Source organism: Kribbella sp. NPDC050124 (assembly GCF_044460355.1).
Lineage (GTDB): Bacteria > Actinomycetota > Actinomycetes > Propionibacteriales > Kribbellaceae > Kribbella.
Genome location: NZ_JBITJU010000006.1, coordinates 54,174 through 75,192, shown reverse-complemented (window position 1 = coordinate 75,192; position 21,019 = coordinate 54,174). Strand labels below are relative to the sequence as shown.

Sequence of the window (21,019 nt, the reverse complement as noted above, 5' to 3'; positions counted from 1 at the left end):
ACCAGGCAGGTTGAGCACGCGAAACGCCGTACGGGGTCTCGCGCTATTCCCACCTTGAGGAGATGACCATGCTCACCGTTCTTCCTATCCGGTACGTCGCCGACGTCGAGGCCTCTCGCACGTTCTACGAAGGTCTGGGCCTGACCTATCGCGCCGACGTCAGCGTCCCGGTCTGGGCGCACCTCGACGCCCCTGCCGGCGCGGTCGGCATCCACGACTTCACCGTGTCGAAGGGAAAGCCGATCGGTACGGTCGAACTCGGCTTCGCCACCGACGAGCGACTGGAGGATGTTTCCGCCCGGCTCACCGATCGCGGCTACGAGCACACCCTGTTCGACGAGGACTTCGGCCGCAGCATTCGCGTCACCGATCCGGACGGGGTCGTCATCCAGATCCAGGAGATCGACCCCGACACCATGCGCCGCTCGCAGTCTCAGCTGTGAGCGTGGAGCCTACGATGCGCGCCGAAGTTCGTAGCTGCTGATCTGGATGCGGTCGGAGGCGATCGTGCCGTTCGTGGTGATTCCCGAACTCGTGCTCAGGGTCAAGGTCGATCCTTGAACGGTGTATCGGCCGTCGTACGCAGTCCCGTTGAGGTCCTCGACGAACGTCCCGTCGGCGCGCAGTTCTATCCGCAGTTGCCCATCGGCCGTGGCCCATGTTCCGGTCACGGCAGTCGCGCCGCGGGGCGACATCGAGGAGATTGAGGGAGTGGCCGGCGAGGAAGGCGATTGGCTGCTGGGTGATGAAGAAGTCGCCTGGCTGGTTGGAGGAGCGGTGGTGTCAGTTGACGAGCATGCGGTCAGACCGAGCAACATGCCGAGCAGCGCAACGGGCCGGTTGACGTGAGTCGCGTTCATGCCGGCGACGATGCCACGGGCGCTCGTTCGTACCGAGAGCTCTGCTTTTCCTAGGCATGCTCAACCTAGGGCTGCCAGAACCACCTTGCGTCATCCGCGCCGTTCATACTGTCCCGCATGCACAGCCGCACTGAACTCACCGAGTTCCTCCGCAGTCGCCGAGCGCGGCTGAAGCCCGAGGACGTCGGGCTGACGCGAGTCGGCGGCCGCAGGCGGGTCGCCGGCCTTCGGCGCGAGGAGCTCGCCCAGCTCGCCGGGATCAGCGTGGACTACTACGTCAGGCTGGAGCAGGGCCGAACCCAGAACGTCTCCGCCGAGGTGCTCGATGCGGTCGCGGGCGTGCTGCGGCTCGACCACCACGAGCGGAACTACCTTCGCAATCTGGCCAGGCCATCACGGCCACGGAGTACTGTCCGGCAGGAGCAGGTGCGCCCCGGAGTACGGCGCCTGGTCGAGATGGCCGACTCGTCTCCGGCGTACGTCGTGGGGCGAACGCTCGACGTCCTGGCCTGGAACCGGCTCGCATGCGCACTGTTCACCGACTTCGGGCGACTGCCGGTGGCGGAACGAAACTGGGCCCGCCTGATCTTTCTCGACGAGGACATGAGGACTCTGTTCGCCGACTGGAGCGGCAAGGCGCGCGACACCCTCGCCCACTTGCGAGTCAACGCCGGCCAGCATCCCGACGATCCGGAGATCGCCGCGCTGGTCGGCGAACTCTCCGTGAAGAACGAGGCGTTCCGCCGGTGGTGGGCGGACCACGAGGTGCGCGAGCGAAGTCACGGCCGCAAGACCTTCAACCATCCCCAGGTAGGCCAACTGACCCTCGACTTCGAATCCCTGCGACTCCCCGACGACCCCGACCAAACAGTGATCATCTACACCGTCGAGCCCGACTCCCCCTCCGAAACCGCCCTCCACCACCTGAACCGCGCGCGTTAGCGCCGTACGGCGGGATCCCGGTCCGATGGACAATTCTCGAGGTTGGGAGGACATTTGGTGTCGGGGGAGGGGATGCAATTGGACGTTACTGCTGATCTGGGCGTCTGAGGCGCAGAGTTGTGCCTCTCCAGCAAGACAGTACGCCAGTCGTATCCGAGATGAAGTGACCGAGTTCGCAGCTGGAAAGATCCACGTTTACCTCGGGCCGACCGAACTGGGTGCGCCTGACGATCTCGAGTCGGTGATCATCGACTTTCTGCACGGCGCGAAGCGTTCGCTGGATATCGCAGTGCAGGAGTTGGACAACCCGAGGATCGCCCAGGCGATTCTGGACGCACGATGGCGTGGGGTCGACGTCGAGTTGTTCCTCGAGCAGGACTACTTGCGCAGCCCGCTCCAGGGACAGCCTCCCAAGCGACCGATGCCCAGGAACGGCGAGACTCCCGAACAGGCACTGTTCCGGGCGCAATGGCTGGATGACGAGACCCAACTGGCGGAGAATCGCCGGATCCTGTCCGCACTGCTGCGGTCCGACGTCCAGGTGCGCGGAGACTACAACCCGAAGCTGTTCCATCAGAAGTTCATGCTGCGGGACTACCGTGGCGGCAAGGCCCGGCCGACCGCCGCTCTACTCACTGGATCCGCGAACTTCACCGACACCGATACGCACCGCAACCTGAACCACGTGGTGGTGTTCGACAACGCCTACATCTGCCGGCAGTACGAGACAGAGGTCGAGCAGTTGCGGCGCGGATCGTTCGGCCGCGGAATGCACGGCGACGTACCCAGGGTGTACGACCTGGCGGGTGTCCCGGTGAAAATACTGTTCGCGCCCGATCACGCTCCCGAGCTCGAGATCATAAAACAGATGCTCAAGGGCGAAGAGGAGATCCTGTTCGCGATCTTCACTTTTGCGGGATCGTCGGGGATCGACGATGCGATGCTCGCGCTGGCCCGCGGCGGGGTGAAGGTCAAGGGAGTCTTCGACCCCGGCCAAGTGCGGCAAAGGTGGGCAGCGCCCGCTTGGCTTGTCCATCCCAACATCGAGCTTTTCGTTCCCGAGCGAACCGGAGCGTTCAGCAATCTCCGCAAGCTCCATCACAAACTGATGGTCATCGACGAGCGAATCGTCATTGCAGGCAGCTTCAACTACACCCTCCCGGCGAACGATTACAACGACGAGAACATCTTCGTGCTCGGCTCGGTGCACGATGAGGTGGAAGGGATCGCGGTCGACGCTGACACCTGCCGAAAACTCGGTCGGCACCTGAAGGCGGAGATCGAGCGCATCATCGACGGCAGTGTGCCCTACAGCCCTGCCTGAGCACGACCGGCTGAGGAACGGTCCGAAGATCAAGGGGGATCGGGATGTACCTGGAAACTACCGACATCTACGCTCAGATGGATCCAAGGCTGCAGCGGGCGGTCGAGCGCCGACAGCGCGGTCTGAGGACACTTGCTACTGCTTCGAGCGACGAGGCCGAGATCGGCGTACTGGTCACGGTGGACGACGCCGACCGATTCTACGAGCGGACTGACGTTCGGCGGGGTGCGGTCATAGGCGAGGTCGACGGCGGCTGGCTGGTCACTGCACGGGTGCCACTGAGCAGGATCGAAGTCATCCGCCAGGCGGACGGCGTTCGCAGTATGAAGTCGGCGCAACGGCTGCGGCCGCTGCTGGACGCCACGGTCCCCGAGATCGAGGCCGACCCAGCCTCCCTTCCTTCGGGCTCACTCGCAGGCGGCGGCGAGGGGGTCATGGTCGGGGTCATCGACTCCGGCGCCGACTTCGTCCATGGCAACTTCCGCCGGTCGGACGGTTCGACTCGATTGGTGGCGCTGTGGCACCAGGACGGCCCTTCGACTTCCGCCAGTCCGTTCGGCTATGGCAAGCGCTACAGCCCACAGGACATCGATCAGGCTCTTGGTCAGCCGAATCCGTACGGAGCGCTTCGCTACGGCCCCGAGCCTGACGCCCCCGGGCGTCCCAAAGGCACCCATGGCACGCACGTGGCGGACATTGCGGCAGGTAACGGCCTCGGATCGGGTGTCCCTGGGGTAGCGCCCAAGGCCGACATCGCCTTCGTGGAGCCGGCGGTCTCGGACATCGCGTGGGAGGGCGAGGAGGTGGTCGGCTCCTCCTTCGGCGACTCCGTGCAGCAACTCGAGGCCGCACGCTTCCTGTTCGACGAGGCCGGCGACCGGCCGTGCGTGATCAACATCAGTCTTGGCACGAACGGCGGGCCGCACGACGGTACAAGCCTCGTCGAGAAGGGGATGGACGCCCTCGTCTCGGAGAAGCCGAACCGGGCCGTGGTGATCGCGGCGGGAAACGCCTTCGACGACGGAGTTCACCTCGCGGGCTCGGTGCCCGCCGGCGGTTCTGTCGATGTCAGCCTGTCGATCCCGGACACTCTGGTCTCGCAGTGCGAAATGGAGCTCTGGTACGGCGGCAGCGACCGCTTCAGCGTGGAACTAATCACCCCATCGGGGAACAGCCTTGGCACGGTGCCGCTGGGGTCGAATGCGCGGATCCGGGCCGACGACGGAACCACGCTGCTGTTCGTCAGCCATCGTGACGCCGATCCGAACAACGGCGACAACATGTTCGGCCTCTTCCTCGAAGAGCGGGTGCCTGCGGGGGTGTGGCGAGTCCGGCTGCACGGTGACCAGGTCGCCAACGGCGGTTTCCATGCGTGGATCGAGCGCAACGACCGGTCTCAGGCGTCATTCGTCGACGCGGACGGAAGCCGCACGCTGGGTTCCCTCTCCTGTGGCCAGCTCAGCTTGGCGGTCGGTTCGTACGACGCGCACACGCCGACCAAGCCGCTGTCGTTCTTCTCCAGCGCCGGACCTACCCGGGACGGCCGGCAGAAGCCGGAGATCAGCGCGCCGGGGCACGCCGTTTTCGCGGCTCATTCGAGGACCGGAACCGGGGTGGTGCGCAAGTCAGGCACCAGCATGGCCGCACCGGCTGTCACCGGGGTCGTGGCGCTGATCCTGGCGGAGGCCAAGGCTCATGGCGTCGCGCTCGACGCTGCTACGCTCCGACGTATCGTGATGGACAGCGCCCGCTCCAACCCGCCGGCCAACGGCGGATGGGACGACCGGTACGGTCACGGCCGGATCGACGCCGCAGAGGCGTTGCGGGCAGTGGAGAAACTGGCTGGACCCTAGGTTGAGCTCTGACGGATCCGAATCCGACCTGCCAGATCGCGACGCGCACGACCGCGACGCGCCAGGTCCGCTGGAGTTCGAACAGCCCACGGGCCCCGACCGCTTCCGGAAGGTGCGCGCGCGAGCGAGTTGGCCGCTCGACGCGGAAGCGGCCGGCGACCAGCTGCTGACCGCCGTCGTCGAGGTCACCGAACCGGGCTATACCCCGCCCGGTCTGGATGTCCGAGGCTTCATCACCGACACCTTGCTGACCTGCAGAGTGCGGCTGTCCGCCCTCGCCGAGCTCGACCAAGACCCCCGCATCGCCTCGATCGAGCTCGGCAACCGCACAGACCAGATCGATTGACCGACGCAGATAGGTGACCACAGAGCTGTCTGAGCGTCGGTGTCCGTGAGTCGAATGTAGTCTGCCCGACACGCTCCGCTACCACGAACCCCGGCGATCACGTCTCGAGCCGCCTCGTACTCTTGAGGGGTGCCGTCGACATTGCCCGAGGGGGAGGTTGCGCCCCGGGACGGGGTGCTGCCGGAGTCTGCCGTAGTCGAAGCTGCGTCGCGGCCGTTCGGGTTCTACCTGCATGTGCCGTTCTGTGCGGCGCGGTGCGGGTACTGCGACTTCAACACCTACACCGCGAAGGAGCTCGGCGGCGGTGCGTCGCAGGCGTCGTACGCGGACACGGCGGTCGCCGAGGTCCGGATGGCGCGGCGGGTGCTCGACGGGCTGGACCGGCCGGTCGAGACGGTGTTCTTCGGCGGCGGTACGCCGACGTTGCTGCCGGCAACCGATCTCGGCCGGATGCTGGCCGCGGTCCGCGACGAGTTCGGGCTGGCGCCGGGCGCCGAGGTGACGACCGAGGCGAACCCGGAGTCCGTCGATCCGGCGTACCTCGAGGCCCTGCTCGAGGCCGGGTTCACGCGGGTCAGCTTCGGAATGCAAAGCGCGTCGTCGCACGTGCTGAAGATCCTCGACCGGCAGCACACACCGGGGCGGGCGCTGCAGGCGGTGAAGGAAGCCACGGCGGCCGGGTTCGAACACGTGAACCTGGACCTGATCTACGGGACGCCGGGGGAGTCGCTCGACGACTGGCGGGCGTCGCTGGAGTCGGCGTTATCGGCGGATCCCGACCATGTCAGCGCGTACGCGTTGATCGTCGAGGACGGCACGCAGCTCGCGCGCCGGATCCGCCGCGGCGAGCTGCCGATGCCGGACGACGACGACCTCGCGGACAAGTACGTGCTGGCCGACGAGATGCTCTCCGCCCACGGCCTCAACTGGTACGAGGTCTCCAACTGGGCCCGCACCGAGGACGCGCGCTGCCGGCACAACGAGCTCTACTGGCGCGGCGACACGTGGTGGGGGATCGGGCCCGGCGCACACAGCCACGTCGGCGGCGTTCGCTGGTGGAACGTGAAGCACCCCAGCGCGTACGCCGGACGCCTCGACGCCGGCGACAGCCCGGCCCATGCCCGCGAGATCCTCGACGACGAAACCCGCCGGGTCGAACGCGTGCTCCTCGAGATCCGGCTGTCCGCCGGGCTCCCGGTCGACGTGCTCGACGACGAAGGCCGTGCCGCGGCGGACGGGATGCCCGACCTCGTCACGCGGACCGGCGACCGCTTGGTGCTGACCGACCGCGGCCGCCTTCTCGCCGACGCCGTGGTCCGCGACCTGCTGCCGTAGCCACGTCCAAGTCAGGACAAGAAGTGATCAAAAGTGATCACTTCAAGCTGTTGACGACCATTGCGCGCATTGTGAATGCTGTCCGGTAAGCGTTTACTGCCCCGCCGTCCAGAGGAGCTCGCGATGTCGCCTTCCGTCAGCCGACGCCTGTTGATCCAGGCCGGACTCGCCGCCGGCGCCCTGACCGCCGCCGGTCTGCACGGCACCGGGACCGCGTCCGCCGCGGACGAGTTCGACGTACTGCGTGACCGCTGGAGCGCCCTGAACACCGGTGGCGCGATCGACCCCAGCGACCCCGCGTACGCCGATGCCCTCGCCAAGCTCAGTGCGCAGGCGCAGGAGTTCGTCGACAATCTGATCGTCGACGCCGACCGGACCGCGCTCTGGGCGGACCTCCCGCTCAGCTCGACCTCGGGCAACTTCTCCATCAGCTACACCAGGCTGAAGACCATCGCTCTCGCCCGGGCGACGCCCGGGACCACGCTCAGCACCGACTCGGCCGAGCAACTCACGAGCGCTCTCGACTTCCTCTACGCGCGGGCCTACAACGAGACGCTCCCGGAGACCGGCAACTGGTGGTTCTGGGAGATCGGCTCGCCGCGCGCCCTGCTCGACACCTGCATCCTCGCGTACGACGCACTGTCCGCCGAGCAACTGGCGTCGTACCTGAAGGCCGTCGACCGGTTCGTGCCCAACCCGAACCGCCGGACCAACTCGCCCAACCTGCGGGAGACCGGCGCCAACCGCGTCGACAAGGCGCTGATCGTCGCGCTGCGCGGCATCGTCGGCAAGTCGGCCGACAAGCTCGCTGCCGCCCGCGACGCGCTGAGCGACGTGGCGGAAGCCGGTAAGAACAGCGTCTTCACCTATGTCACCAGCGGCGACGGCTTCTACCGCGACGGCTCGTTCGTCCAGCACGGCAACCTCGCGTACGTCGGCACCTACGGCAACGTCGCGCTCGGCGGAGTGGCCAACCTGTTCTCGTTGCTCGGCGGCTCGAGCTGGCAGATCAGCGACCCGAACCGCGCGGTGATCCTGGACGCGGTCGAAGCCAGCTTCGCCCCGTTTATTGTCAACAATCTGATGATGGACTGTGTGTCCGGCCGGGCCATCTCGCGTGAACGCGCCGGTGACCACCGCAACGGACACGGCACCACGTCGACCGTGCTGCTACTCGCGGGCGGGGTCGCCGAGCCGTACGCCAGCCGCTACAAGGCACTGGCCAAGGGCTGGATCACCCGCGACCGCCTCAACGACTACCTGAGCGGTGCCTCGATCCCCGAGATCTCCCGCGCCAAGGCGGTCCTCGACGACGCACGCATCGCTCCGGCGCCGGCAACCCCTGCGCATTTCCAGTTCCACAACCAGGACCGCGTCGTCCACCGCCGCCCGGGCTGGACGTTCGCGATCGCCATGTCCTCCAAGCGGATGGCCCGCTACGAGTGGGGCAACGGCGAGAACCTCCGCGGCTGGTACGTCGGCGACGGCATGACCTACCTCTACAACGACGACCACGCCCAGTTCTACGACGCCTTCTGGCCGACCGTCGACGCTCAGCGCCTGCCCGGTACGACGGTCAGCACGAAGCCACGGCAGCCGCACGGCACCGGCGGCGGCACCGGGACGATCGCCGCGTACGCCGAGTGGGCCGGCGGAGCGTCGTACCGGAACAAGGCTGGTGCGGTCGGCATGCATTTGATCAACCACGACAAGACGTTGCAGGCAAGGAAGTCCTGGTTCTGCCTGTCCGACTCGATCGTTGCCCTGGGCGCCGGCATCGCCGGAACCGACGGCTATCCGGTGGAGACCGTGGTCGAGAACCGCAACCTGCACGAGGACGGTACAGCGTCCCTCCTGGTCGACGGTCGCACGCAGGAGGCCAACGAGTCGTACGACGATCCGCGTTGGGCGCACCTCGAAGGCGTCGGCGGCTACGTCTTCCCACAAGGTGGCCGGCTTCGCGCGCAGCGGGTGAATCGCACCGGCACCTGGCGGGAGATCAACACCGGCAACGACACGGCCGGCTCGACGACGCCGTACACCCGTCGCTACCAGTCGCTCGTGCTCGAGCACGGCACGGTAGCAGGTGAGTACGCCTACATCCTGTTGCCCGGTGCAAGCGCTTGGCGGACAGCGGAACGGGCGGCGGATCCCGGCGTCACCGTGCTGTCCAACACCGCCGAGGTACAGGCGATCCGCTCGGGTCGCGATCACTTGATGCTCGCCAACTTCTGGACAGTGGGCACCGCGGGCGGGATCAGCGCATCCGGACCGGCATCCGTCGTCCTGGGCATGGAGGGCGACACGATCCACCTGGCCGTGTCCGACCCCAGCCGTACCGTCCAGACGCTTCGTTTGATTGTCGACAATCGGATTGCTCGCGTGCTGACAAAGGACGACACCGTGACCATCGTTGCCACGGGCAAACAGATCGTCCTCGACATCACCGTCGGCGGTAGCCGCGGCGCGACGCACGCCGCCAGCTTCAGCCGGAGCTGAAGCCCCGGGCTGAACGAACAGATTTCGCAAGCAACCGGGGTCGGCGGACAGAGCCGGCCGGGTCGCCGGGTGCTGGCAGCAACCAGGAGGTTCTGATGCCGCACGTCCGACGACCCCTCCACACGAGGCGCCGGATCCTGTCCGCCGCCGCGGTCGGCGCAGCGATGACCGCAGTACCCACGGCGACCGCCGTAGCCGCAAGCCGAGCGGCGACGACGGAAGAGCCGAGCTACACCTTCGTGATCCAAGCACTCCCATCGGCCCGGACCACGGAGCTCGAGCGCACCCAGAACAGTCTGAGCAACACCGAGCTCCGCACCACCGGCTTCTACCTACCGGCCGACACCCCGCTGAACGTGATCGTCCACCAGGGCAGCCTCGCCCCGACCCTGGTTGTCGGCGCGCCGGACGCAGACGCCCGAAAGGAGTTCAAGGCATCACGTCAGTACCCGCTTCAGCTCGGCCGCAACACGATCACAGACGCCGGCGGCGGAGTCGTCTACGTGAAGCTGATCGGTGACACCGGTGAGGCGAAGGTGAGCCTCGGTGACACGGTCCAGCCGATGCCGTACTTCGTCCTCGGCCGGACCTCGGAGTCCGAGTTCCAACGTCAGCTCGACGAACGCACCACGCCGTACGCCGAACTCGTCGCACCGCACACGCTGATCACCATCGAGCGGAACTCGGCGCTCACCTATCGCACCGAGAACCACACCACGCTGCTGTCGACGTATGAGGAGATCGTGCGGATCGAGGACCAGGTCAGCGGGTTCGACGGCTCGTCGCCGCTGCACGCCAGGCAGCCGCATCCGTACCACTTCGTCGGCTACCCGTCGGCGATCACCGGCGTCGGCGCGTACGCGACGCACGGCCACATGTCGTTCCCGCCGCCGATCCAGGACCGGATGCTCACCGTGGAAGGACTGCGGACGCGCGGCTGGGGCGTCTACCACGAGCTCGGGCACCAGCATCAGCAGATCACCTACAAGCCGAGTTCGCTGACCGAGGTGACGGTCAACATCTACTCGCTGGCCGCCAACGCGGTCTTCTCGACCAAGTACGGTCAGCAGCCGCGGCTGCATGCACCGGACGCGAAGACCGGGCTGACGCCGTGGCAGAGCGCGCCGGGCAAGCTGCGGCAGCCGGGTGTGGACTACGGCAAGACCTTCGATGCCTACGAGAAGCTGGTGATGTTCGAGCAGCTCCGACTGGCGTTTGGCGACAGCTTCTGGCCGAACCTGCACAAGGTGGTGCGGGTCGAGCGCCCGTACGCCGGGAGCTACACAGATGAAGCGTTGCGGCTGCGGAACCTCGTGGTGTTGTCGAGCCGCACGGCTGGGTACGACCTGCGCGACTTCTTCCGTGCGTGGGGCGTCCCGGTCGACGCCGAGGCGGTTGCCCAGCTCGACGCGCTCGATCTGAACCTGCCGCCCACCGACCCGACCACGATCCGCCAGTAGCGCACCAAGACGAAGGCACCCACCGGGTCGAGGTGGGTGCCTTCGCCGTTCCAGGAGGGGCGAGCTCAGTCGCGGAGAAAGAGCTCTATGACCGGGACATCGGGGGACGGGGCGTGGTTGGGGAGTTTGAGGGTGAGGGTGTTGTCGGGGAGGCCGGCCAGGTAGGTGTGCCCAGGCGCCGAAGGGTCGACAGTCACCCGCTGAACCTCCGAGGCGTCGTGCAGGAACTGGGCGTAGACCACCTTGTCGCCCAGCCCGGGAAGATGCAGGTGCCCCATCGGCCAGGCGAACACATGCAAGTAGAGGCGATTGCCGTTCTGGGTGTACCGGCAGTCGGCCGGCGCGACGTACGCACTCGGACCACACCCGCGCACTGACCGCTCGTGCAGCCGCATCCAGTCGCCGATGCCGGACAGGACGGACAGCGCCCGAGGCTCCCACGCGCCGCGTCCGTTGGGCCCGACGTTGAGCAGCATGTTGCCGCCCTTCGAGACCGAGTCGACCAGCATCCGGATGAGCAGTGCCGGCGACTTCCAGTCGTGGTTGTCGCGGTGGTACCCCCAACTGCCGTTCAGCGTCTGGCACGCCTCCCACGGCACCTGCGTACCGTTGCCAGCGGCAACCTCGTTCCCCGGCGGCTGCACCTGCTCCGGCGTGGTGAAGTCACCGTTCCCGAGTCCCAGTCGATTGTTGACAAGGATCCCGGGCTGCAGCTCCCGGACCATCGCGAGCAGTTCCTCGGACCGCCACTCGTCCGGCCCCTTCGCGTTGAACCCGCGCCCGGCGTACGAGAAGTCGAACCACATCACGTCGATCTGCCCGTACCCCGTGAGGAGCTCACGGACCTGACCGTGCAGGTAGTCGGCGTACTCGCGAACGTCCCGGTCGGCGGTCCGGTCGATGAAGTCCACATCCCCGCGCTGCGGGTGGTAGAGATCCACCGGGAACGACGGATGGTGCCAGTCGAGCAGCGAGTGGTACAGCCCGATCCGGAACCCACGCGCCCGGAAGGCGTCGACCATCGGCGCGAGCAGATCCTTTCCCCACGGCGTGTGTGGCGCGGAGTACGACGTCAGCTTCGAGTCCCACAGGCAGAACCCGTCGTGATGCTTGGTGGTGATGACGAGGTACCGCATGCCCGCGTTCCACGCGTCCTCCGCCCACTGCACAGGGTCGTAGAGGTCGGGCGAGAAGTGGTCGAAGTACGGCTGGTAGTCCTCGTCGGTCAGCCGCTCGTACGACTTCACCCACTCGTGCCGGGCGGCCGCCGCGTAGATTCCCCAATGGACGAACAGCCCGAAGCGTGCCTCCGTCAGCCAGCTCATCGCGGGGTGGCGCCGCCCAGCGCCGACTCGAACTCGCCGCGGATCTTGTCCCCGCCGTCCTTGGCCCACTTCTTCACCGCCGCGTCGAACGCGCTGATCGGCTTCCGCCCGGCGATCACATCGTTGCGTACGTCGGTCAGCGCCTGACCCAGATCGCCACCGGACTTGTCGTTGGCCGGCGAGATCAGCGAGGCCGTCGGATCCTTCACGACCATGCCGATCAGCTTGGTCAGATCGGCGTGCGCCTTGTCGACGTACGTCGGGTCGGACGCGTTGAAGAGCGCCTGCGGGGGACCGGCGATGTATTTCCACGGCACGGTCAGCTCGGCCTCACCCTTGGTTGTCTGCTTCGGGTTGCCGCTCGCGTCCCGCGTGAAGTCGACGCCCTCGACGCCGTACGTGAGCAGCAGGTTCTCGGTGCTTCCGAACGGCGCGGCGAAGAAGTTGGCCACGCCGAGCAGTTCGCGCGCCCGGGCCTCGTCGGCCTTCTTCATCAGCGTGTAGGCGAACAGGATGTTGTCCGACCAGGTGTTCGCCTTGCCGCCCGCCGGGGCCATCGGCACGAACGCCCGCGGGTCGTTGGCCGGGTCGAGCCGCTTCATGTCCTTGAGGTAGTCCGGGTACGCCGGGAAGCCGTCGTACACGAAGGCGCCCTTGCCGGCCTTGAACGCGTTCTTCCGGGCCTGGCCGTCGATCCCGTCCGAGCCCGGTACGACGACGCCGGCCTTGACCAACCCGACCGCGAACTCGAGCGCCGCCTTGTACTCCGGGGTCTCGAAGCTGCGGACCAGTTTCCCGCTCTCGAGCCGCCAGCCGTTCGGGACGCCGAACATCTGCTGGATCATCGTGAAGAACGTGTTGCCCTTCGAGTTGACGATCGCCCAGCGGCCTTGCTGCGGCTTGGTCAGCGCCTTGCACGCCGCCAGGAACTCCTCGGCGGAGGTGGGGTACGCGACACCGGCCTGGTCGAGGCGGCGCTGGTTGTAGAAGCCGGCGCCGCCGGTGATACTGCGCGGGATCGGCAGTCCGTACAGCTTGTCGTCGACCACGCAGGCCTGCCAGATGACGGCCGGGATGTTGGCCAGGTTCGGGTAGTCCTTCACCTTGTCCCCGGACAGGTACGGCGTCAGGTCGGTGCACTTGGCAGCCAGGAACGCCGGTAGATTGTTGACAACCGACGGATCGGACAACAGGACCAGATCCGGCAGCTCGTTCGCCGCGAGCACGGTCTGGAACTTCGTTTCCCAGTCGCTGGCCGGAACGATGGTCAGATCCAGGCTGCCGCCGAGCGCACGCTCGACTTCCTGCCAGGCGGTGTTCCTGTCCTTCGACGGCGGCAGCGGGTCGAAGATGTTCGTCATCACCGACACCTTGCCGCCCTTCAGCGGCGGCTGCGCGACGGTCTTGACCAGGTCCTTCGGGTAGCTGCGGAACGCCGGCGGCACGCCGTCCGCGGTGCCCGGCAGATCCGGCTTCGGACCGGCGAAGGCGACGTACGACGGCAGCGTCAGTGACGACGCCCGCGCGGTGCCGGCCGCCGTACCGCCATTGCTGCAGGCAACCAGCGTGGGGACGCCGGCGGCGCTCATCACGGCGACGCCGACCGCACTGCGCAGGAAGCTCCGGCGGCTGAGGCCGGCCGATGAGGTGGTCACGGTTTCTCCTAACCCTTGATGGCGCCGGTGAGGACGCCTTTGGTGAAATAGCGCTGAAGGAACGGGTAGACGCAGAGGATCGGAACGAGCGCCACGACGACGACCGCCATCTGCACGGCCTGGATCGACGCCACCGCCTCGCCGGGCGACTCGGCGCCCGCGCCGACCGGCTGCCCCTGCAGGACGTAGAGCCGCAGGACGAGCGGCAGCGGCCATTTGTCGGTGTCGCTGAGATAGAGCAACGCGTTGAAGAACGCATTCCAGTGGCCGACCGCGTAGAACAACGCGACCACGGCCAGCACCGCCTTCGACAGCGGCAGCACGATCCGCAGCAGGATCGCCAGGTCGCCCGCGCCGTCGATCCGGGCGCTGTCGATGAGTTCGGCAGGGATGTTCTGGAAGAAGTTGCGCAGGACCAGGAAGTTGAAGGCGCTGACCAGGCCGGGCACGATCAGGGCGGCGTACGTGTCGTAGAGGCCGAGCTGTTTGACCAGCAGGAAGTTCGGGATGATGCCGGCGCCGAACAGCATCGTGAACAGGACGGCGGTCAGCACGAACCGTCCGCCGACGATCGGCCGGCTCAGTCCGTACGCGAGTCCGATGGTGACGACGAGGTTGAGTGCTGTACCGATCACTGTGATGGCGGCGCTGACCAGGAGCGCATGGCTGACGACGCCACCGGCGAAGATGGTCCGGTACGCCGCCAGCGTCGGGTCGGTGGGGAACAGCGGGATGATCCCGCCCCGGCGCACGATCTCCGGCTCACTCGCGAAGCTGGTCGCGATGATGTTCACGAACGGATAGAGCACCAGCAGGCAGACGACCACGATCGCCAGCGCCTTGACCGCCAGCCCCACCCGCGACGGCGCCTCCATCCACGGCGGCCGATTCGACGTCTTCATCTCGACTCCTCTCGCGCGACGAGCGAGGACTGTCGGTTCCGTCTGATTGGGTATGCGGCGTGTCCCGATTCCGCATGTACCCGACGCCCGCGCAGCACGCCGCGTTGCTGACGCAGTGCAGGCATGCCCGCTGTGTGTGGAACCTTGCACTCGAGCAGTGGTCGATGTGGACCCGCGACAAAGGAGCGACACCCGGGTACATCGAGCAGGCACGCCAACTGACCGAGGCGCGAGCCACGTTCGAATGGCTGCGGGCCGGGTCGCAGACAGTCCAGCAACAAGCGCTGCGAGACTTCGACCAGGCCGTCAGGAACTTCTACGCAGGTACCCATCGCCGGCCGACCTGGCGCAAAGCCGGTCTGCACGAGGGGTTTCGCATCGTTGGGTCCCAGGCATCCCGAATTGTCAATCTGAACCGGAGATGGGCAGCGGTCAATGTGCCCAAGATCGGGTGGGTGCGGTTCCGGCTCTCTCGTGCCGTTCCCGACGCAAGGTCGTACCGGGTCACGTTCGACAGAGCGGGCCGTTGGCACCTTGCGTTTGCCGTCGTCCCACCGCTCATCCCCGCACCAGGCACCGGGGAGGTCGTCGGCGTCGACCGCGGCGTCACTGTCTCGGCTGCTCTCTCTACCGCTGAGCTTCTGATCTGTCCTGGGTTGTCGGAACGCGAACAGGTCCGGCTGCTGCAACTGCAGTGCCGCCTGTCCCGCTGCCGTCGTGGCTCTAACCGGCGTCAGCGGGTAAAGGCCGCGATCGCGAACCTGCATGCACGTGCCGCCGACCGTCGCAAGGACTGGGTGGAGAAGACCAGCACTGATCTCGCCCGCCGGTTCGACGTGATCCGGGTCGAGGACCTGCGGATCGCGCAGATGACGAGGCGACCCAAGCCGAGACCCGACCTCGCTCGACCAGGTAGCTATCTCGCGAATCGGCGCCGCTCCAAAGCTGCGCTGAACCGCGGCATCTTGGCCAACAGTGGGGGACTTCTCGTCCAGCGCCTCAAAGACAAGGCCCTGGGACGGCTCGAAGAGGTTAGCCCGGCATACACGTCGCAGACCTGCAGTGCCTGTGGGCACCGCGCAGCGGAGAACCGTGAGAGCCAAGCGGTCTTCCGGTGCGTGGCCTGTGGGCATCGGGCCAACGCGGATGTGAACGCAGCAGTCAACATCGCGGCCGGACAGGCCGTCAGTGCACGCCGAGAGATGCCTGGTCGGGTTTCGCGGAAGCGTGAACCTCAACTCACTGCCTCTCTGTAGTGGGTTGGAATCCCGTCCCCAGGGGCTGGGAGGATGTCAACGGCGGTAGATCCCTTCGTGGCCGAAGCGGTGGGCGAGTTTGTTGGCGCCGAGGATGAGGACGAGGCCGATCAGGCCTTTCACCAGGCCGACGGCGGCGGCTGGGCCCCACTGGCCGTCGAGGACGCCGTGGAAGTAGACGTAGGTGTCGAGCACCTCGGCGGCGTCCGCGCCGACCGCGTCGCGTTGCAGCAGGATCTGCTCGAAGCCGACCGAGAGGATGCTGCCGAGGTTGAGGATCAGCAGCAGCAAGGTGACCGGGACGATGCCGGGCAGGGTGACGTGCCAGAGTCGGCGCCAGCGGTTCGCGCCGTCGATCGCGGCTGCTTCGTAGTGGTCGGTGTCGATGTTCAGCAAGGCGGCGAGGTAGATGATCGTGCCCCAGCCGGCGTCCTTCCAGATCAGCTGCATGGTGACCAGCCAGGGGAAGAACTCCGGGCTGGTCATCAGGTCGACTCGGGGTAGGCCGAGTTCGCCGAGCACCTGCGGGAGCAGCCCGGTGCCGCCGATCAGTTGCTGGCTGATCGAGATCAGGATGACCCAGCCGATGAAGTGCGGCAGGTAGACGACGCTCTGCACGAACCGGCGGACCTTCGAGCTCAGGATGCTGTTCAGCAACAGCGCGAGCCCGATCGGCGCCGGGAAGAACAGGACGAGTTGCAACAGCGCGAACTTCAGGGTGTTCAGCAGGGCCCGGTAGAAGTCCGGCTCGGCAAAGACGGCAAAGTTCCCCAGCCCGACCCACGGACTACCCCGAAACCCGAGATACGGCTGGTAGTCCTGAAACACGATCACGTTGCCCAACAGCGGCACGTAGTGAAACACCACGAAAAACAGAAACCCAGGCAGCACCAGCAACAACATCGTGCGGTCGCGCCGCAACCGAAGCCGCAACGGCACCCGGCCCGAGGCCGGCGTGGAGCGAGCAGCGGCGCGGCGGGCCGAGGTGGGCGCGGAGAGAGCCGGGGCACGCGTACGGCCGGGGCGTCGGCTGAGGCGATGCATGGTCCTCCTCGGTAGTAACCGTTTGCTGTCCGGATGAGGACACAACCTAGGGATGGGTTTCGCGTTGTGTCAAGGCTTTCGAGCGGATCGGCCTTGACCGGCCCGTCAGTCCATGTTTACGGTTTCTGTAACCGTTTACTAGGAGTGATTCGTGCTGAATCGTCAAGCCGGCGCCCGGATACCGACCCTCGTGGCGATGCCGGAAGCGACCTGGGCGCAAGTCGTCACGCCGCCGGTGCGGGACCGTCTCGAACGGGTCGCCGAGCCGCTCGGTCTGCGGGACGGTGTTCCAGTACTGCGTGAGTCGTTCGAGGCCGTGCGTGCGGAGCTGGCCGAGGCCGAGGTGCTGCTGACCGGGTGGGGTTGTCCGCCGATCACCGCGGATCTCCTGGACGCTGCGCCGAAGTTGCGTGCTGTCGTGCACGCGGCCGGGACGATCAAGACCTTCGTCGACCCGGTCGTGTTCGAGCGCGGGATCGCGGTGAGCTCGGCGGCAGCCGCCAACGCGATCCCGGTCGCGGAGTTCGCGCTGGCTGCGATCGTGCTGGCGGGCAAGCGCGCCTTCCGCCTGCGCGATTGGTACCGGACGGTCGACCACAGCCGCCCGTTGCCGGGTGCACCGATTGTCGGCAACCTCGGTACGACGATCGGCGTATTGGGGGCATCGCGGACCGGCAGGCTCGTGCTCGAGCGGCTGCGTGGACTCGACGTCGACGTACTCGTGAACGATCCCTACCTGAGCGAGTCCGAGGCGTCCGCGTTCGGGGCGACCTGGTGTGACCTGAAGACGTTGTTCAGCGCCAGCGACATCGTGAGTCTGCACGCGCCGCTGCTCCCGGAGACGCGGGGCATGGTGTCGGCTGAGTTGCTGGCCGCGATGCCGGATGGCGCCGTCGTGATCAACACGGCACGGGGCGGGTTGATCGACCATGACGCGCTCGAGCGAGAGTGTGCGTCGGGGCGGATTGATGCGGTGCTCGACGTCTCCGATCCCGAACCGCTGCCGACAAGCTCAGCGCTCCTCCAGTTGCCCAACGTGTTCGTCACCCCGCACCTGGCCGGTGCCATGGGCAACGAAGTGGTCAGGCTGGGCGAGGCCGCGGTCGCGGAGATCGAGCGACTGGCCGCCGGCCTCGACCTGGCCCACGGGATCGACTGGGCCGACCTCGGACGGATCGCATGACACCCGACCCCCGAAGCCTGCCGCCGTCGCCGAACGGGCTGCGGTTGCCGGCGCCGGATCGGCTGTTGTCCTCGCGGACCGGCTACACCCGGGAGACCTGGCTCGCGGTGGCCGATCACTTGCTCGACTCGCTCGTCCCGTGGTTCTCGCCGAGTGGTGCGCGGATCCGGTTGCCGGGGCGGGGGAGTTGGTCGGGGGCGGATTGCGATGGGTTGGAGGGCTTTGCGCGAAGCTTCCTGCTCGCGTCGTTCCGGATCGCCGCCACCCAAGGAGACGAGCGGCTCGTCGAGCGGTACGCCCGAGGTCTGGGCGCAGCCGGGGAGTGGCCGCGGTTGACGCCGTGTTCGCAGCAGATGGTGGAGGCTGCCGCGATCGCGGTCGGGCTGCACGAGTCGCGTGCCTGGTTGTGGGACCGGCTGGACGGACCGGATCAGCAGAAGGTGGTCGACTGGCTGTCCGCGTTCGTCGGCTCCAGGACCTGGGACAACAACTGGCGCCTGTTCCAGGTCGTCGGAGAGCAGTTCCTCGCATCCGTCGGAGCGCCGTACTCGCAGGACGACATCGACAGCGGCCTCGACCGGATCGAGGACTGGTACGTGGGCGACGGCTGGTACACCGACGGCGACGGCCAGAACTTCGACCACTACATCGGCTGGGCGATGCACCTCTACCCAGGACTCTGGGCCCGGATGGCAGGTACGGCGGCCGACGACCGGCTGACTGTCTATCGTGAGCGCCTCCGGCGGTTCCTGGAGGACGCGGTCCACCTTGTCGGAGCCGATGGCGCGCCGGTCCACCAGGGCAGGTCGTTGTGCTACCGGATGGCCGCGGCGGCGCCGTACTGGATGGGGATGCTGCTCGACGCTTCGCCGCTGACACCGGGCCAGACGCGGCGGCTCTGCTCGGGCATGTTGCGGCACTTCGTGGACCACGGTGTGCCGGACGAGCGTGGGCTGTTGTCGCTCGGGTGGCACCACCACTTCCTGCCCATGACGCAGCCGTACTCCGGACCGGGGTCGCCGTACTGGGCCTCCAAAGGCTTCCTTGGGCTGTTGCTGCCGGCCGAGCATCCGGTGTGGACCGACCGCGAGGCCGCCCTGCCGATCGACGAGGACGACCAGGTACGGGCGATGCCGGCGCCGGGCTTTCTGGTGCAGGGCACGCGGCATGACGGCATCGTGCGGTTGCTCAACCACGGCAGCGACCATGCTGCCCCCGGTGAGACCGCCGACCACCACTACGACCGCCTCGCGTACTCGAGCCGCACCGGACCGGAGCTCTCGGCCGACCGGATCGACAACCACGTCGCGCTGGATGGGACAAGCCGGCGTGGAAGGATCGAGCGGATCGCGGTGGACGGCCGTCGCGCAGCCTCCTGGTGGAAGGCGGGCGCCTGGCGGATCGAGGTGGCATCGGTCGTCCTCGGCCGAGTGGAGGTGCGCTGCGTCCTGGTCGATGGACCTGGGGGAGTCACCATTCGCCACGGCGGTTACGCAATCGCCGACCAGCACCGGCCCGACCTGACAACAGGCGAGACGTGGGCTCAGGCGATCCGGACCGATCGCCTGAGCTCGGTTGTGGTCGGACTCCATGGGTACGACGAGGCCGGCGTACGGCGGGGCCTGGACACGAACGCGTTCGGTCCGCACTCGGCGACGCCGTACCTGGTTCGCCGGGAGCATCCCGGTGGTCCGGTGCTGCTGGTGTCGGCGGTGGTACTGTCCGGCGACACGGTGTGGCCCGAGGCGCTGGCCGAGGCGATCGAGGTCGAGGTGGACGGGCTGCGCTGCGTCATCCGGATGGCGGGAGGACACGAGGAGGAGGTGGTGATGGATGGCGGCGGAACCCCCGCGGCCGCGGGCGAAACGTCGTGACCCCGACGCGGCCCGGACCATCCGCGACGTGGCCGAACGCGCCGGCGTCTCCACGGCCACCGTGTCCAGGGTTGTCAACGGCAACTATCCGGTCGCGGCCGCGACCCGGGCCGCGGTCGAGCGCGCGATGCGTGAGCTGGGCTATGTGGTGAACGCGCACGCCCGGGCACTGGCCGGGTCGACGACCCGGGTGGTCGGCATCGTGGTGAACGAGATCGTCGACCCGTTCTTCGCCTACATCGCCCGCGGCGTCCAGTCCGAGGCCGTGGCCTCCGGCCGGCTCTGCCTGGTCTGCTCGACCCAGGGCGACCAGTCGGCCGAGCTGCGGTTCGTCGACCTGCTGCTGGAGCAGCGCGCGGACGCGGTGATCCTCGTCGGCGGTGCGGTCGAGGACAAGGAGTACTTCGCCGCGGTCAGCCAGCGGGCCCGGCAGCTCAAGGCAGCCGGCTCGAGCCTGGTGCTCTGCGGGCGACCGGGGCTGTCGTCGGACTCGTCGGCGTACGCGGTCGAGTACGACAACGCCGGGGGAGCGGCGGCGATCACCGACCACCTGCTGAACGCCGGACACACCCGGATCCTCTACCTCGGCGGTCCGACCGCGCTGTCCACGACGACCGCGCGGCTGCGTGGGTTCGAGCAGGCGCTCGCCGCGCGCAAGATCCCGTTCGACCCGGAGCTGGTCCGCACTGGCGCCTTCGGACGGCAGTGGTCCTACGAGCAGACGCTGCGCGCGCTGGACGACGGCCTCGACTTCACCGCGGTCTTCGCAGCCAACGACATCGTCGCCGCCGGCGTCTACGCGGCCCTGCGCGACCGCGGGCTCTCGGTCCCGGACGACGTCTCGGTGGTCGGGTACGACGACGTCCCGGTGGCGACCGAGTTGCAGCCGGCCCTGACGACCGTCCGCGTGCCGCTGGAGGAGCTCGGCCGGGCAGCAGTCCGGGCCGGGCTGTCCGGACAGGACAAGAACGCGGACCCGTTCGCCCGCCAGCAGCCGGTGGTCACCCTGGGCACCGTCGTAGTGGTCCGCGACTCGGTCGCCCCGCCTCACTCTCCGTGAGTGATCAGCATGGTTCGTTCTGTAACCAGGCGGCCTGTTATGTCCTGACTGATCGCGCCGGTGTCTCAGCGTGACGACGTGGTGCTTGACACAACAGGTTG

At 67.4% G+C, this 21,019-nt stretch carries 17 protein-coding genes; 12 read left to right on the top strand and 5 right to left on the bottom strand.

From position 1 onward, the window contains the following. The first annotated feature begins 68 nt into the window (after positions 1-68). Complete coding sequence (locus ACIBL3_RS16725; protein WP_396354274.1) at positions 69-443, top strand: VOC family protein; 375 nt, start codon at positions 69-71, stop codon at positions 441-443. A gap of 9 nt (positions 444-452) precedes the next feature. Here ACIBL3_RS16725 and ACIBL3_RS16720 read toward each other — a convergent pair whose 3' ends face one another. After that, entirely contained in the window at positions 453-860 is a 408-nt protein-coding gene (locus tag ACIBL3_RS16720) for an Atu4866 domain-containing protein (RefSeq protein WP_396354273.1), read from the bottom strand. Between the two features lie 117 nt (positions 861-977). Between ACIBL3_RS16720 and ACIBL3_RS16715 the strand changes: the two genes are divergently transcribed. From ACIBL3_RS16715 to ACIBL3_RS16685, 7 genes are all read left to right on the top strand, one after another. After that, positions 978-1,802, top strand: coding sequence for a helix-turn-helix domain-containing protein (locus ACIBL3_RS16715; RefSeq protein WP_396354272.1), 825 nt, complete (start codon positions 978-980; stop codon positions 1,800-1,802). A gap of 163 nt (positions 1,803-1,965) precedes the next feature. Continuing rightward, a complete protein-coding gene (locus ACIBL3_RS16710; RefSeq protein ID WP_396354271.1) occupies positions 1,966-3,126 on the top strand; it encodes a phospholipase D-like domain-containing protein in 1,161 nt (386 codons plus the stop codon). Positions 3,127-3,203: 77 nt separating this feature from the next. Beyond that, positions 3,204-4,979, top strand: a complete 1,776-nt coding sequence (locus tag ACIBL3_RS16705; RefSeq protein WP_396354270.1) for a S8 family peptidase — start codon at positions 3,204-3,206, stop codon at positions 4,977-4,979. Between the two features lies 1 nt (position 4,980). After that, positions 4,981-5,325, top strand: coding sequence for a hypothetical protein (locus ACIBL3_RS16700; RefSeq protein WP_396354269.1), 345 nt, complete (start codon positions 4,981-4,983; stop codon positions 5,323-5,325). Positions 5,326-5,454: 129 nt separating this feature from the next. Continuing rightward, positions 5,455-6,660, top strand: a complete 1,206-nt coding sequence (hemW, locus tag ACIBL3_RS16695; protein WP_396354268.1) for a radical SAM family heme chaperone HemW — start codon at positions 5,455-5,457, stop codon at positions 6,658-6,660. A gap of 123 nt (positions 6,661-6,783) precedes the next feature. Then, on the top strand, positions 6,784-9,159 hold the full coding sequence (locus ACIBL3_RS16690; protein ID WP_396354267.1) for a polysaccharide lyase 8 family protein: 2,376 nt from the start codon (positions 6,784-6,786) through the stop codon (positions 9,157-9,159). A 95-nt stretch (positions 9,160-9,254) separates the two neighbouring features. Beyond that, positions 9,255-10,619 carry a M60 family metallopeptidase gene (locus tag ACIBL3_RS16685; protein ID WP_396354266.1) on the top strand — a complete coding sequence of 455 codons (1,365 nt, stop codon included), beginning with the start codon at positions 9,255-9,257 and terminating at the stop codon, positions 10,617-10,619. 65 nt (positions 10,620-10,684) lie between these two features. Here the strand turns inward: ACIBL3_RS16685 and ACIBL3_RS16680 are convergent, their stop codons facing one another. Genes ACIBL3_RS16680 through ACIBL3_RS16670 form a run of 3 tightly spaced genes read right to left on the bottom strand, consistent with a single transcriptional unit; the run spans position 10,685 to position 14,501 of the window. After that, positions 10,685-11,944 (bottom strand): alpha-L-fucosidase, encoded by a 1,260-nt coding sequence (locus tag ACIBL3_RS16680; RefSeq protein ID WP_396354265.1) that lies wholly within the window; start codon positions 11,942-11,944, stop codon positions 10,685-10,687. Then, positions 11,941-13,599 (bottom strand): hypothetical protein, encoded by a 1,659-nt coding sequence (locus ACIBL3_RS16675; protein ID WP_396354264.1) that lies wholly within the window; start codon positions 13,597-13,599, stop codon positions 11,941-11,943. Before ACIBL3_RS16675 ends, ACIBL3_RS16680 begins: the two co-directional genes overlap by 4 nt. 8 nt (positions 13,600-13,607) lie before the next feature. Beyond that, positions 13,608-14,501: a carbohydrate ABC transporter permease gene (locus tag ACIBL3_RS16670; protein WP_396354263.1), complete on the bottom strand. Its 894-nt coding sequence runs from the start codon at positions 14,499-14,501 to the stop codon at positions 13,608-13,610. Between the two features lie 74 nt (positions 14,502-14,575). On the opposite strand from ACIBL3_RS16670, the gene ACIBL3_RS16665 reads away from it, so the two are divergent. Next, positions 14,576-15,757 (top strand): RNA-guided endonuclease InsQ/TnpB family protein, encoded by a 1,182-nt coding sequence (locus ACIBL3_RS16665; RefSeq protein WP_396354538.1) that lies wholly within the window; start codon positions 14,576-14,578, stop codon positions 15,755-15,757. A 36-nt stretch (positions 15,758-15,793) separates the two neighbouring features. Here the strand turns inward: ACIBL3_RS16665 and ACIBL3_RS16660 are convergent, their stop codons facing one another. Continuing rightward, positions 15,794-16,801, bottom strand: a complete 1,008-nt coding sequence (locus ACIBL3_RS16660; RefSeq protein WP_396354262.1) for an ABC transporter permease — start codon at positions 16,799-16,801, stop codon at positions 15,794-15,796. A gap of 151 nt (positions 16,802-16,952) precedes the next feature. Here ACIBL3_RS16660 and ACIBL3_RS16655 point away from each other — a divergent pair, with 151 nt between their 5' ends. From ACIBL3_RS16655 to ACIBL3_RS16645, 3 genes are read left to right on the top strand one after another with little or no spacing between them, the layout of a single operon-like run. Further along, positions 16,953-17,984, top strand: a complete 1,032-nt coding sequence (locus ACIBL3_RS16655; protein ID WP_396354261.1) for a hydroxyacid dehydrogenase — start codon at positions 16,953-16,955, stop codon at positions 17,982-17,984. Next, the gene (locus ACIBL3_RS16650; RefSeq protein ID WP_396354260.1) at positions 17,981-19,858 is read left to right on the top strand and encodes a DUF2264 domain-containing protein; all 1,878 of its coding nucleotides are present in this window, start codon (positions 17,981-17,983) and stop codon (positions 19,856-19,858) included. Before ACIBL3_RS16655 ends, ACIBL3_RS16650 begins: the two co-directional genes overlap by 4 nt. After that, positions 19,818-20,918 (top strand): LacI family DNA-binding transcriptional regulator, encoded by a 1,101-nt coding sequence (locus tag ACIBL3_RS16645; protein WP_396354259.1) that lies wholly within the window; start codon positions 19,818-19,820, stop codon positions 20,916-20,918. The genes ACIBL3_RS16650 and ACIBL3_RS16645 overlap by 41 nt, the downstream gene beginning before the upstream one ends. The last annotated feature ends 101 nt before the right edge of the window (positions 20,919-21,019 follow it).